Origin of the sequence: Pseudomonas sp. W2Jun17, from assembly GCF_023127795.1 — a bacterium.
GTDB classification, from domain to species: domain Bacteria; phylum Pseudomonadota; class Gammaproteobacteria; order Pseudomonadales; family Pseudomonadaceae; genus Aquipseudomonas; species Aquipseudomonas synxantha_A.
This window is the reverse complement of record NZ_SPKO01000001.1, coordinates 40,719-54,191: the sequence shown is the minus strand read 5'-3', so window position 1 is coordinate 54,191 and position 13,473 is coordinate 40,719. Positions and strand designations below refer to the sequence as shown.

Here is a 13,473-nt window from a genome sequence, read left to right as displayed (position 1 = left end):
TTTCTTATTTTTCTGCAAGCAAGGCGCGCTTCATGACCCCCCTGAATCAGGCGCTGCGCGCCGCCCTCGATCACCGCCAAGACCTGATCAACGAACTGCACGCCCAGGGTACGGACTGCTACCGGCTGTTCCACGGCAGCCAGGAAGGCGCCGGCGGCTTGACCATCGACCGCTACGGCCCGCAATTGCTGGTGCAGAGCTTCCATCAGTCGCTGGACAGCGCAGACCTTCTGGACCTGCATCAACTGATCAACCAATACATGGGCCTGGAATTGCTGCTGGTGTACAACGACCGTGCCCGAGGCAACTCGCGTATCGATCGTGAAGACACGGTATACCGCGCAGAGCCTGCGGCGCTGGAAGACCTGGTCGGCCACGAGTGGGGCCTCAGCTACCGTGTGCGGGGGCGCCATGCCGGGCAGGACCCGTTGCTGTTCCTCGACCTGCGTAACACCCGTGGCTGGGTGAAGGATCACAGCGCCGGCAAAAGCGTGCTGAACCTGTTCGCCTACACCTGCGGCGTGGGCTTGAGCGCGGCCGCCGGCGGCGCACGCGAAGTGTGCAACCTGGATTTTGCCGAGGGCAACCTGGCGGTCGGGCGTGAAAACGGCCTGCTCAACCCACAATTGCCGAGCATGGAGTTCGTACAGTCCGATTACTTCCCGGCCATTCGCCAACTGGCGGGCCTGCCGATCACCCAGCGTCGCGGCCAAAAGCTGCCGAGCTATCCGCGCCTGGAGCAGCGCCAGTACGACCTGGTTCTGCTTGATCCGCCCGCCTGGGCCAAGAGCGCGTTCGGCACCGTCGACCTGCTGCGCGACTATCAGAGCTTGCTCAAGCCCGCGCTGCTGACCACCGCTGACAATGGGGTACTGATCTGTTGTAACAACCTGGCGAAAGTCAGCATGGATGACTGGCGTGAACAGGTGCTGCGTTGCGCAGAAAAAGCCGGCCGCCCAGTGCGCGACTGGCAGGTCATGACACCCGGGGCAGACTTTCCTTCCACAGATCAGCAGCCTCCGTTAAAGACCTTGATCCTGCATTTGTAGGAAGTTTCCCAGCAGCCACTGTTCTTCGGAACCGAATTACCGTGCCATACTCCAAGGCACTCTCGTTCGACACAGATGGCGTCACCCATGCCCAAAGGATTGATCCGCGCCGCAGGCGCCTTGTTGACCGCCCTGGCTTTGTACAGCTTGCTGGGCTTTTTGATTTTACCCGGCATCGCTCTTCGCATTGCCAACCAACAGTTGGCGAATTACGCCACGGTGCCGGCGCGAATCGAGCGCATCGAGCTCAACCCGTTCAGCCTGGAACTCACGCTGTGGGGCCTGAAGATCGGTGAGCCGGGCAAAGAACAAGTGGGCTTCCAGCGCTTCTACGCCAACCTGCAGGCCGACAGTCTCTGGACCCGCGCCCTGCACCTGGCTGATGTGCAACTGGACCAGCCCAAGACCGAACTGTTGTTCGACAAATCCGGCCAGTTGAACCTGGCGCAGTTGTTCAAACTGCCGCCGAGCGAACCGACTCCCGCAGATCCCGATGCCAAACCGTTCCCGCTGCGTATCGACAGCATCAAACTGGCGGGCGGCAATCTGCATTTCCGAGATCTGCGCCCCAGCGAACCTATCGAATTCCTCTACGACAAACTCGACTTCGAGCTGAAAAACCTCAGCACCTTGCCCGAAGACAACGCCGACATGACCCTGGTGGCCGCTGGCCCTGACGGCGGGCAGATCGACTGGAAAGGTAATGTCAGCCTGGTACCGATCACCTCCGAAGGTACCTTGAAGGTCACCGACGGCAAGATGAAAGCCTGGTGGCCGTATGTACGTGACGCCTTGCCGCTGGTGCTGGAAGACGGCGTGCTTAACTTCAGCACCGACTATAAGTTCAGCCTGGCCAAAGAGACCGAGCTGAACCTGACCAACACCGCCGCCAGCATTGCGCCCTTCGCGATCAAGGCGCCGGATGGCCGGCCATTGGTACGCCTGGAACGCCTGGATGTCAGCGAAACTACGGTAGACCTGGCCAAGCAGCAGGTAGTCGTCGGCAAAATCCGCAGCAACAAGCTGGAAACCTGGGCCGCTCTTGAAGCCGATGGCCAACTCGACTGGCAGAAACTGTTCGCCAGCCAGCCAAGCAAGCCAACACCGGCACCGGCACCGGCACCGGCCAACGCCGACACGCCTGAAGCCCAACCGGCAGCGCCAAGCAAACCCTGGCAAGTGATGCTCAAGGATGTGCAACTGCGTAACTATCAGGTACACCTGGCCGACCGCCAGGCCAAACCTGCGGTGGCGCTGGAACTGGGCCCGTTGAATGTCGACATGCAGAACTTCGACAGCCTCAACCAAAGCCCCTTCACCTTGAAGGTCGATAGTGGCGTGGGCAAGCAAGGCAAGATCCAGGCAACCGGCGAGGTTAACCTCAACCCGGTCAGCGCCAAGCTGAAAGTGAATACCCAGGACATCGACCTGCGGGTGGCCCAGTCGTATATCAGCCCGTTTATTCGCCTGGAACTGCGCAGCGGCATGTTGGGCGGCAACCTGGATGTGAACCTCAAGAGCACCGAGCCGTTGGCCCTGCAAATCACCGGCCGCGCTCAGGTCGATCAGTTGCATACCCTGGACACCCTCAAGACCCGCGACTTCCTCAAGTGGCAGCGCCTGGTACTGGAGGGTGTGAACTATCAGCACGGTCAGAGCCTGTCGATCGACAAGGTCAACCTGCTGCAGCCGTATGCGCGCTTCATGATCAACGACGATCGCACCACCAACATCGATGACTTGCTGATTCCCCAGCCTGCCGACAGTGGTGCCAAATCAGCCGCCAAGCCGGCGGCCAGCAAAGACAAGCCCTTGGGCATCCACATCGGGCAGATCGCAATTAACGATGGTTCGGCCAACTTTGCCGACTTCAGCCTCACGCCCAACTTCGCCACCGCGATTCAACAGCTCAACGGCCAGATTGGCACCATCGATAGTCGCCAGGCCAAACCGGCCAGCGTCGATATCAAGGGTAAGGTAGACCGTTACGCCCCAGTGACCATCAAGGGCAGCGTGAACCCGTTTGATCCGATGGCAGCCCTGGATATCGCGACCAGCTTCAAACGTGTCGAGTTGACCAACTTGACACCTTACTCGGGCAAGTTCGCAGGCTTCCGTATCCGCAAGGGCCGGCTGAATCTCGACTTGCACTACGTGATCACCAAGGGCCAGTTGAAGGCCGAAAACAAAGTGGTGGTCGAACAGTTGCAACTGGGTGAGAAAGTCGACAGCTCCGATGCGGTGGACTTGCCGATTCGCCTGGCCATCGCCCTGCTCAAGGACAGCGACGGCAAGATCTCGATCGAACTGCCGGTCAGTGGCGACCTGAACAACCCGCAATTCAGCGTGATGCCGATTGTGTGGCAGACCCTGCGTAACCTCGTCGTCCGCGCAGCGACCGCGCCCTTCAAGTTTATTGGCGGGCTGGTGACGGGTGGCGGCTCTGAAGACCTGGGTAATGTTTCGTTCGCCGCCGGCTCCAGTGAGCTGAACAAAGATGCCGAGGGCGCGCTGAACACCTTGGCCAAGGCACTGAAAGAGCGCCCTACCCTGCGCCTGGAAATCGAAGGCACGGCTGCTGCCAGCAGCGATGGGCCGTTCCTGGCGGCGCAGCGGCTGGAACGTGAATACCAGTACAACTACTACAAGATCCTCCAGCGCCGTGGCGACAAAGTCCCGGCCCAAGCTTCGTTGCTTGAAGTGCCCGAGAAAGAAAAAGCACCGTTGCTGGAAGGTATCTACCGCACCCGTCTTAAACAGCAACCTCCCGCCGAATGGAAAAACCTTGGCAGCGATGAGCGCTCGGCGAAGCTCAAAGAGGGTGTGATCAAGTTCTGGAGCGGCAGTGATGTGCTGCTGCGCCAACTGGGCCAGGAGCGCGCCAGTACCATCAAGGATTACTTGGTGGACAAGGGCCAGTTGGAAGATGAGCGGGTGTACTTCATTGATGCGCAACTGGGGCAGGCGGAGAAAGATGGTCGGGTCATCACCCCAATGCATCTGGATGCCGAGTAACTTCTGAGCAACGCCTATCCTAATGTGGGAGCTGGCTTGCCTGCGATAGCATCACCTCGGTGCAACCGAATGACTGAGGTGCCAACATCGCTGGCAAGCCAGCTCCCACATTTTTTTTGGGGGGTTGGCTGGCAGTTTTGTTTCAACCCCAAAATAGAACAGGCCCCGACACAAGTGCCGGGGCCTGTAATGACCACATCCGTGTGGTCGGTCGCATGAACTCCAGAGGTGCATCGGGTGGATAACTAGCTCACCCTAAGCCGCCGCTATATCGTTCAAACGAAACCTTTAACGTTACTCTGCTTTCAGGCCGTCGGCCGATACAGCTTTAACGCCTTTGATTTTCTTGGTGATGGCAACCGCAGTTTCTTTCTGCGATGCAGTCACGGCAGTCGGAGACGACAGGGACACTACGCCCTTGTTGGTCTCAACCTTGATGTCAGTGCCAGGAATGCCCTTCTCGGTAACCAGGTCAGCCTTCACTTTGGTAGTGATCCAAGTGTCGCTGGTGGTTTCTTTAGCGTCGTGTGCCGCACCTTTGGTTTTGTCGATGCCGTCAGCTTTGACAGCGCCGCCAGCCAGCAGACCGTCAGCCGAAACAGCATTCACACCTTTGATTTTCTTGGTGATGGCTACAGCAGTGGCTTTCTGCGAATCCGAGACTGCTACGTCGGAGGACAGGGAAACCACACCTTTGTTGGTCTCAACCTTGATGTCCGAACCCGGAATGCCTTTTTCGGTCAGCAGGTCGGCTTTGACTTTAGTGGTGATCCAAGTATCCGAAACGCTTTCCTTAGCCTTGGTCGCTTCACCGGCCGCCAAAGTCATAGGGGCTTGGGAAGTCTGAGCAAAGGCTACGTTAGCACCCATCGCCAGGGTCAGAGCGGTAGCAGTAGCGAGAGCGAACTTCTTCATACGAATAACTCCTGTTTTATTAAAAGTCTGCAGACGTAAACCTTGATGCTGCAGCGCTAACAGGGATAGTGCAGGCGGCGTGCCAAGTGGGATAACAGGACAAAATCGTTATAAAACAACAAGTTAAAAAACAGAGTGATTTTCGAAATCGTGCAAGTTGCATGAAGCAGGTCGTGCCTGCGTGCAAGTTGCGGTTTTTTGCAGGCGACTAAACAACTGATTTTAGGGGAATTTCCTTCTCCCACAAAAAAGGGACTCCGAAGAGTCCCTTTTTTTCAGCTAGAACGCGGGGTGATTAAACGCCCGAAGCCTTGGCTGCTGCTACGTCCTTGATGGACAGCTTGATACGGCCGCGGTTGTCCACGTCCAGTACCAGCACTTCCACTTCCTGGCCTTCTTTGAGAATGTCGGTCACTTTCTCAACACGAGCGTCGCTCAGCATGGAGATGTGAACCAGACCGTCTTTGCCCGGCAGGATGTTGACGAATGCGCCGAAGTCGACGATGCGCTCAACCTTGCCGACGTAGATCTTGCCGATCTCGGCCTCAGCGGTGATGCCCAGGACGCGTTGGCGTGCAGCTTCAGCCGCTTCCTTGGTTTCGCCGAAGATCTTGATCGAGCCGTCGTCTTCGATGTCGATCGAAGCCTTGGTTTCTTCACAGATCGCACGGATGGTCGCGCCGCCTTTACCGATAACATCACGGATTTTGTCGGTGTCGATTTTCATCGCGATCATGGTCGGAGCGTTTTCCGACAGTTCGGTACGCGACTGGCCAATGATCTGGTTCATCTGGCCGAGGATGTTCAGGCGCGCTTCCAGGGCTTGGCCCAGAGCGATTTCCATGATCTCTTCGGTGATGCCCTTGATCTTGATGTCCATCTGCAGCGCGGTTACGCCTTTAGCGGTACCGGCTACTTTGAAGTCCATGTCGCCCAGGTGGTCTTCGTCGCCCAGGATGTCGGTCAGGATGGCGAACTTCTCGCCTTCTTTAACCAGGCCCATGGCGATACCGGCAACCGGCGCCTTCATCGGCACACCAGCGTCCATCAGCGCCAGGGAAGCACCGCAAACGGAAGCCATCGAGCTGGAACCGTTGGACTCAGTGATTTCCGATACGACACGGATGGTGTACGGGAACACATCGGCAGCCGGCAGCATCGCAGCAATCGAACGACGGGCCAGACGGCCGTGACCGATTTCACGACGACCAGCACCACCCATGCGACCACACTCGCCCACCGAGAACGGAGGGAAGTTGTAGTGCAGCATGAACGGGTCTTTTTTCTCGCCTTCCAGGGTGTCCAGCAGTTGTGCGTCACGGGCAGTACCCAGAGTCGCGACTACCAGGGCCTGGGTTTCACCACGGGTGAACAGCGCCGAACCGTGAGTCTTGGGCAGCACGCCGACTTCGATGTTCAGCGGGCGCACGGTGCGAGTGTCGCGACCGTCGATACGTGGCTTGCCGTTAACGATGTTTTCGCGAACGGTGCGGTATTCGATTTCGCCGAATGCAGCCTTGACGTCGCTGGCAGAAGGCTGGCCTTCTTCACCGGACAACTTGGCGACAACCTGGTCCTTCAACTCGCCCAGGCGAGCGTAACGGTCGGCCTTGACGGTGATGGTGTAGGCGTCGGAGATGGCAGCGCCGAACTCGGAGCGGATAGCGCCCAGCAGGTCGGTGGCTTCCGGGGCAGCAGCCCAGGTCCAGGTTGGCTTGGCAGCTTCGGCAGCCAATTCCTTGACCGCGTTGATTACCACCTGGAACTCGTCGTGAGCAAACAGTACGGCGCCCAGCATCTGGTCTTCGGTCAGCTCTTTGGCTTCCGACTCAACCATCAATACGGCTTCGGAGGTACCGGCAACGACCATGTCCAGGCTCGAAGCTTTCTGCTGCTCGTAAGACGGGTTCAGCAGGTAACCGGTGCTTTCATGGAAAGCAACGCGAGCGGCACCGATAGGACCATCGAACGGAATGCCCGAGATCGCCAGCGCAGCCGAAGTACCGATCATCGCAGCGATGTCCGGATCGGTCTTTTTGCTGGTGGAAACGACGGTGCAGACAACCTGCACTTCGTTCATGAAGCCTTCCGGGAACAGCGGACGGATCGGACGGTCGATCAGTCGGGATGTCAGGGTTTCTTTCTCGGAAGGACGGCCTTCGCGCTTGAAGAAACCGCCAGGGATCTTACCGGCAGCGTAAGTCTTTTCCTGGTAGTGAACGGACAGAGGGAAGAAGCCCTTGCTCGGGTCAGCGGTCTTGGCGCCAACCACGGTCACCAGTACGGTAACGTCGTCGTCAACGGTAACCAGCACTGCGCCGGAGGCTTGACGGGCGATACGGCCTGTCTCGAGGGTAACGGTCGACTGACCGAACTGGAATTTTTTGATAACCGGGTTCACGGTGTCCTACCTTCTTTGTGGCTCTTGGGGGAACTTGTCTTCTTGCGAAATTCTTGGGCAATGTCGGGAATCGGCCCGACCCTCGTCCAGGGTAAAACGTGGATCCAGATAAAACTTGAGGCTGGGAGCCTACCATGGGCCAGCGGGAATCCCACTGGCACACGGCAGACAACCAACCTCTAGCGCAATCGCTGATTAGCGACGCAGACCCAGGCGACCGATCAGAGTCTGATAACGACCCAGATCCTTGCCTTTCAGGTAGTCCAGCAGCTTACGGCGCTGGTTTACCATGCGGATCAGACCACGACGGGAGTGGTGGTCTTTACCGTTGGCCTTGAAGTGACCTTGCAGTTTGTTGATGTTGTGGGTCAGCAGTGCAACTTGCACTTCTGGCGAACCAGTGTCACCAACAGCTTGCTGATAGTCAGCTACGATTTGTGCTTTTTCTTGAACGTCGAGAGCCATGAGGCAATCCTTTTTTCAGGAAACCACCCAAGGGGTGATCTCAATAGGCCGAGGGCATACCCCCGTATCTATAAATGAGAAGTGACCATGCCTATTAACAGCCACCCTCGTTCGGTCATTCTGACCGAATCAGTCGACGCGGCGCGATGCGCCCGTCTTCGCTCACTTCACCGATACCGATAAAGCGACCGTTATGATCCTGTACTCGCACCATGCCGAACTTCGGGGCATCCGGGGCGCGTACCGGCTGGCCGTTGAGCCAGTAGAACGCGCTGTGCTCCGAGAAGTGCAGCAATGGCCAATCCAGCAAACCGCTGTCCGAGGGCATCAGGAAGCGATCAACCGCTTCGTTGCCGCCTTCGGCGTGCACCGCTTCCAGCTCTTCCAGCGTGACCGTCTGGGCCAGGGTGAAAGGGCCTGCCTGGGTACGTCGCAGTTCAGCTACATAAGCACCGCAGCCCAGCTTCTCACCAATATCTTCCACGAGGGTACGGATATAGGTGCCTTTGCTGCAGTCCACCGCCAATCGAGCAGTGTCACCTTCACAGGCGAGCAGTTCCAGCCGGGCAATAGTAACAGAACGCGGTTCGCGCTCCACCACTTCGCCCGCACGTGCCAGCTTATAAAGAGGTTGCCCATCCCGCTTGAGCGCCGAGTACATCGGCGGTATCTGACTGATTTGCCCACGAAAAGCAGGTAATGCAGCTTCGATATCCGCACGACCAACGGTCACGTCGCGAACCTGCAAAACATCACCTTCGGCGTCTGCCGTGGTGGTTGTCTTGCCCAGTTGCATGAGGGTTTCATAACCCTTGTCCGAATCAAGCAGGTACTGCGAGAACTTGGTGGCCTCACCAAAGCACAACGGCAGAACGCCGGTGGCCAGTGGATCCAGGCTGCCGGTGTGTCCCGCCTTCTCGGCGTTAAGCAGCCAGCGGACCTTCTGCAGCGCCGCATTGGAGGTAAAACCAATGGGCTTGTCGAGCAGAATGATGCCACTGACGTTGCGACGGATACGTTTGACCTGAGCCACCGCTTACTCCTTGGCGTCTTCAGGTGTGGACGGATGCTGACTGTCTTCAGCCACGGCGCGCTCGATCAAGGCCGAGAGGTGCGCGCCACGCACGACGCTTTCGTCGTAATGGAAGTGCAACTGCGGAACGCTGCGCAGCTTCATTTCGCGGGCCAACTGCATCCGCAGGAAACCTGCGGCGGAGTTGAGCACCTTGATGCTTTGCGCGATTTCTTCGCTGTTGTCCTGCCCCATCACGGTGATGAAGATTTTGGCATGACCCACGTCACGGCTCACTTCAACGGCGGTGATGGTGACCAGGCCAACGCGGGGGTCTTTGACTTCGCGACGGATCAGTTGAGCCAGCTCACGCTGCATCTGATCGCCGATACGCTGGGTACGGCTGTATTCTTTTGCCATGTCTTGTTACCTGTTACTGCCACACGGTGAAACCCGTGGGGTCTGAAAGCGGCAAACGCCCGGCCTGACAAAAGCCAGACCGGGCGTTGCGTTTAGAGTCCGGACACGGCGCGGGGCAAGTACATGCCCACGCGCTGTGTGGCTCCTGAAGTGCGCGAGTTAGAGGCTGCGAGCAACCTGAACCTTCTCGAAGACTTCGATCTTGTCGCCAACCTTGACGTCGTTGTAGCTCTTGACGCCGATACCGCATTCCATGCCGGCACGTACTTCGGCAGCGTCATCCTTGAAGCGGCGCAGGGATTCCAGCTCGCCTTCGAAGATAACGATGTCTTCACGCAGTACACGGATCGGACGGTTACGGTACACGGTGCCTTCGACAACCATGCAACCGGCGATCGCGCCGAATTTCGGCGAGCGGAACACGTCACGCACCTCGGCGATACCCAGGATGTTCTCCCGGACATCGCTGCCAAGCATACCGGTAAGGGCTTTCTTGACGTCTTCGATGATGTCGTAGATGACGTTGTAGTAACGCATGTCCAGACCTTCCTGCTCGACGATCTTGCGAGCGCCAGCATCGGCACGCACGTTGAAGCCGAACAGTACAGCGTTGGAAGCCAGTGCCAGGTTGGCGTCGGACTCGGTGATACCACCGACACCGCCACCGACAACACGCACTTGCACTTCGTCGTTACCCAGGCCGTTCAAGGCGCCGTTCAACGCTTCGAGGGAACCACGGACGTCGGATTTGAGGACGATGTTAAGCGTCTTCTTCTCTTCCTGGCCCATGTTCTCGAAGATGTTTTCCAGCTTGCCGGCGTGAGCACGGGCCAGCTTGACTTCGCGGAACTTGCCTTGACGGAACAGAGCCACTTCACGGGCTTTCTTCTCGTCGGCAACTACGCTCATCTCGTCGCCAGCGTCCGGCGTACCGTCCAGGCCGAGGATCTCGACCGGGATAGCAGGACCTGCTTCCTTGATTGGCTTGCCGTTCTCGTCGAGCATGGCACGTACACGGCCGTAGTTCGAACCGACCAGCACCATGTCGCCTTGGCGCAGGGTACCGTCTTGAACCAGCACGGTCGCGACCGGGCCACGGCCCTTGTCGAGGCGCGATTCAACTACCACACCACGGCCAGGAGCCGAAGGCGTAGCAGTCAATTCCAGGACTTCAGCTTGCAACAGGACCGCTTCGAGCAGTTCGTCAACGCCGGTACCCATTTTCGCCGAGACCGATACGAATGGCGTCTCGCCACCCCATTCCTCGGATGTCACGCCGTGAACCGACAGTTCGCTACGGATGCGATCGAGATCGGCGCCGGGCTTGTCGATTTTGTTCACGGCTACAACCAGAGGAACGCCGGCAGCCTTGGCGTGCTGGACAGCTTCAATGGTCTGCGGCATTACGCCGTCGTCCGCTGCAACCACCAGGATCACGATGTCGGTCGCCTTGGCACCACGGGCACGCATCGCGGTAAACGCGGCGTGACCTGGAGTGTCGAGGAAGGTGACCATGCCGCGTTCGGTTTCAACGTGGTATGCACCGATGTGCTGGGTAATACCACCGGCTTCGCCTGCGGCAACCTTGGCACGACGGATGTAGTCGAGCAGGGAAGTTTTACCGTGGTCAACGTGGCCCATTACGGTCACAACCGGTGCACGGGAAACTGCCTCGCCTTCAAACTTCAGGGACTCGGCCAGGGAATCTTCCAGGGCGGTGTCGCTGACCAGGGTCACTTTGTGGCCCAGCTCTTCAGCAACCAACTGGGCAGTTTCCTGATCCAGTACCTGGTTGATGGTGGCCGGGGTGCCCAGCTTGAACATGAACTTGATGATTTCAGCAGCCTTGACCGACATCTGCTGGGCCAGATCGCCCACAGTGATGGTCTCGCCGATCTTCACTTCACGCACGACAGGGCCGGTTGGGCTCTGGAAACCGTGGGCGTTGCGTTTTTTCAGCTTGGCCTTGCCGCGACCACCGCGACGGAAGCCATCGCTTTCTTCGTCGGTAGTACGTGGGGCAACGCGTGGAGCAGGCGCTTTCTCTTTGACCGAGGCACGATGCGGAGCGTTTTTGCGCTCGCCATCGCCACCACCACCGCGACGATTGTTATCGTCGGCACGTGGTTTGTCCGGACGACGAGGTTCGTCGCGCTTGCGGGCGTCAGCTGCAGGAGCAGGCGCAGCAGCAACCGGGGCGGCCTCACGCACAGCTTCAACAGGAGCGGCAACCGCTTCAGTGTTGGCAGGTTGCGCAGCAGCAGGCTGGCGACGCGCTTCTTCTTCGGCGCGACGCTTGGCTTCTTCTTCAGCCTTCTGGCGAGCAGCATTTTCTACTGCGCGACGTTCATCCAGCTCGCGTTTGCGCTCGGCTTCGATTTCTTCCGGGCTGCGCTGTACGAAGACTTTCTTCTTGCGTACTTCTACGCTGATGCTCTTGCTACCCGCAACACGCAGGGTGCTGGTGGTTTTGCGCTGCAATGTAATCTTGCGCGGTTCTTCCACTTTCGCCTTGTGGCTGCTCTTCAAGTGAGTCAGCAAAGACTGCTTCTCACTATCGCTCACACCTTCATCGGCGGCGGTGTGCGGCAGACCTGCCTCACGCATCTGCTGCAACAGGCGCTCTACCGGTGTTTTGACCTCATCGGCCAGTTGTTTCACCGTGACTTGCGTCATGCACTTCTCTCCTCAGGCCGCGCCTAATTACTCGAACCAATGGGCTCGGGCGGCCATGATCAACTTGCCGGCACGATCTTCGTCAATGCCGTCGATGTCGAGCAGATCGTCAATAGACTGCTCGGCCAGGTCTTCGCGGGTAATTACGCCGCGCACCGCCAGTTCCATCGCCAAATCCTTGTCCATACCCTCAAGCGAGAGCAGGTCTTCGGCCGGATGGGCGTCTGCCAGCTTTTCCTCAGTAGCGATGGCTTTAGTCAACAAACGATCCTTGGCCCGAGCGCGAAGCTCGTTGACGGTGTCTTCGTCAAAGCCGTCGATGTTGAGCATTTCTTCCAACGGTACGTAGGCAATCTCTTCCAGGCTGGTGAAGCCTTCATCTACCAGTACCTGTGCCAGGTCTTCATCGACTTCCAACTCTTCGATGAAGTTGCGCAGGATGTCACCGGTTTCAGCTTGCTGCTTAGCCTGGATGTCCGATTCGGTCATCACGTTCAGGGTCCAGCCGGTCAGTTGGCTGGCCAGACGCACGTTCTGACCACCACGACCAATGGCCTGAGCCAGATTGTCTGCGCCAACGGCGATGTCCATTGCATGGGCATCTTCGTCAACGATAATTGCCGCCACTTCAGCCGGCGACATGGCGTTGATCACGAACTGCGCCGGGTTATCGTCCCACAGGACGATATCCACACGCTCACCGCCCAATTCGCCCGACACTGCCTGGACGCGCGAACCGCGCATACCGATGCAAGCGCCTTGCGGGTCGATGCGTTTGTCCTTGGAGCGAACCGCGATCTTGGCACGCGAACCCGGATCGCGGGACGCAGCCATGACTTCGATCAGACCTTCGGCAATTTCCGGCACTTCGATGCGGAACAGCTCGATCAGCATTTCCGGCGCGGTACGCGACAGGATCAGTTGAGGACCGCGGTTCTCGGTGCGGATTTCCTTGAGCAGCGCACGCAGACGCACGCCGACACGGAAGGTTTCGCGAGAGATGATGTCTTCGCGGGCCAGCAACGCTTCGGCGTTGTTGCCCAGGTCGACGATCACATTGTCGCGGGTAACTTTTTTCACGGTGCCGGAGATGATTTCACCCAGGCGCTCGCGATAAGCGTCAACGACTTGAGCGCGCTCGGCTTCACGAACCTTCTGCACGATGACCTGCTTGGCGGTCTGTGCAGCAATACGGCCGAATTCGATCGATTCGATCTTTTCTTCGACGACATCACCGACCTGGGCGCCCGGGTGCGTTTGTGCAACCTTGCTCGGCCAGGTTTCGATGGCCGGATCATCAAGATCGGCTTCTTCGACGACCGTCCAGCGACGGAAAGTCTCATAGGCACCGGTGTGGCGGTTGATTTCCACACGCAGATCAACTTCGTCTTCAAAACGCTTTTTGGTAGCAGTGGCCAGGGCCAGCTCCAGCGCTTCAAAAATCACGTTTGCCGGTACGCCCTTTTCATTGGATACCGACTCAACAACCAGCAGTACTTCTTTGCTCATCGTACGCCTCG

9 protein-coding genes are annotated in these 13,473 nt (G+C 58.3%); 2 read left to right on the top strand and 7 right to left on the bottom strand.

The genetic code is table 11. The features are described from left to right. Positions 1 to 32 precede the first annotated feature (32 nt). Together E4O98_RS00230 and E4O98_RS00225 are read left to right on the top strand one after the other, a co-directional pair. Positions 33 to 1,049 carry a class I SAM-dependent methyltransferase gene (locus E4O98_RS00230; protein ID WP_078822319.1) on the top strand — a complete coding sequence of 339 codons (1,017 nt, stop codon included), beginning with the start codon at positions 33 to 35 and terminating at the stop codon, positions 1,047 to 1,049. Positions 1,050 to 1,136: 87 nt separating this feature from the next. Then, positions 1,137 to 4,064, top strand: a complete 2,928-nt coding sequence (locus E4O98_RS00225; RefSeq protein WP_223018238.1) for a DUF748 domain-containing protein — start codon at positions 1,137 to 1,139, stop codon at positions 4,062 to 4,064. A gap of 294 nt (positions 4,065 to 4,358) precedes the next feature. Here the strand turns inward: E4O98_RS00225 and E4O98_RS00220 are convergent, their stop codons facing one another. The 7 genes from E4O98_RS00220 to nusA form a co-directional block, all read right to left on the bottom strand. Beyond that, the gene (locus E4O98_RS00220; protein ID WP_032879445.1) at positions 4,359 to 4,979 is read right to left on the bottom strand and encodes a BON domain-containing protein; all 621 of its coding nucleotides are present in this window, start codon (positions 4,977 to 4,979) and stop codon (positions 4,359 to 4,361) included. 295 nt (positions 4,980 to 5,274) lie between these two features. Further along, on the bottom strand, positions 5,275 to 7,380 hold the full coding sequence (gene pnp, locus E4O98_RS00215) for a polyribonucleotide nucleotidyltransferase (protein ID WP_005791474.1): 2,106 nt from the start codon (positions 7,378 to 7,380) through the stop codon (positions 5,275 to 5,277). Between the two features lie 195 nt (positions 7,381 to 7,575). Further along, the gene (rpsO, locus tag E4O98_RS00210; RefSeq protein WP_003177875.1) at positions 7,576 to 7,845 is read right to left on the bottom strand and encodes a 30S ribosomal protein S15; all 270 of its coding nucleotides are present in this window, start codon (positions 7,843 to 7,845) and stop codon (positions 7,576 to 7,578) included. Positions 7,846 to 7,960: 115 nt separating this feature from the next. Beyond that, positions 7,961 to 8,878, bottom strand: coding sequence for a tRNA pseudouridine(55) synthase TruB (truB, locus tag E4O98_RS00205; RefSeq protein ID WP_005791476.1), 918 nt, complete (start codon positions 8,876 to 8,878; stop codon positions 7,961 to 7,963). Between the two features lie 3 nt (positions 8,879 to 8,881). Further along, the gene (rbfA, locus tag E4O98_RS00200; protein ID WP_003176137.1) at positions 8,882 to 9,277 is read right to left on the bottom strand and encodes a 30S ribosome-binding factor RbfA; all 396 of its coding nucleotides are present in this window, start codon (positions 9,275 to 9,277) and stop codon (positions 8,882 to 8,884) included. A 159-nt stretch (positions 9,278 to 9,436) separates the two neighbouring features. Next, positions 9,437 to 11,953: a translation initiation factor IF-2 gene (gene infB / locus E4O98_RS00195; RefSeq protein ID WP_005791478.1), complete on the bottom strand. Its 2,517-nt coding sequence runs from the start codon at positions 11,951 to 11,953 to the stop codon at positions 9,437 to 9,439. Between the two features lie 27 nt (positions 11,954 to 11,980). Further along, positions 11,981 to 13,462, bottom strand: coding sequence for a transcription termination factor NusA (gene nusA, locus E4O98_RS00190; protein WP_005791481.1), 1,482 nt, complete (start codon positions 13,460 to 13,462; stop codon positions 11,981 to 11,983). Positions 13,463 to 13,473 lie beyond the last annotated feature (11 nt).

What these genes read in the sequence shown, in the direction of transcription:
- E4O98_RS00230 (WP_078822319.1), top strand. Translation starts at nt 33, where the DNA reads ATGACCCCCCTGAATCAGGCGCTGCGCGCCGCCCTCGATCACCGCCAA.
- E4O98_RS00225 (WP_223018238.1), top strand. Translation starts at nt 1,137, where the DNA reads ATGCCCAAAGGATTGATCCGCGCCGCAGGCGCCTTGTTGACCGCCCTG.
- E4O98_RS00220 (WP_032879445.1), bottom strand. Translation starts at nt 4,979, where the DNA reads ATGAAGAAGTTCGCTCTCGCTACTGCTACCGCTCTGACCCTGGCGATG.
- rpsO (WP_003177875.1), bottom strand. Translation starts at nt 7,845, where the DNA reads ATGGCTCTCGACGTTCAAGAAAAAGCACAAATCGTAGCTGACTATCAG.
- rbfA (WP_003176137.1), bottom strand. Translation starts at nt 9,277, where the DNA reads ATGGCAAAAGAATACAGCCGTACCCAGCGTATCGGCGATCAGATGCAG.
- infB (WP_005791478.1), bottom strand. Translation starts at nt 11,953, where the DNA reads ATGACGCAAGTCACGGTGAAACAACTGGCCGATGAGGTCAAAACACCG.
- nusA (WP_005791481.1), bottom strand. Translation starts at nt 13,462, where the DNA reads ATGAGCAAAGAAGTACTGCTGGTTGTTGAGTCGGTATCCAATGAAAAG.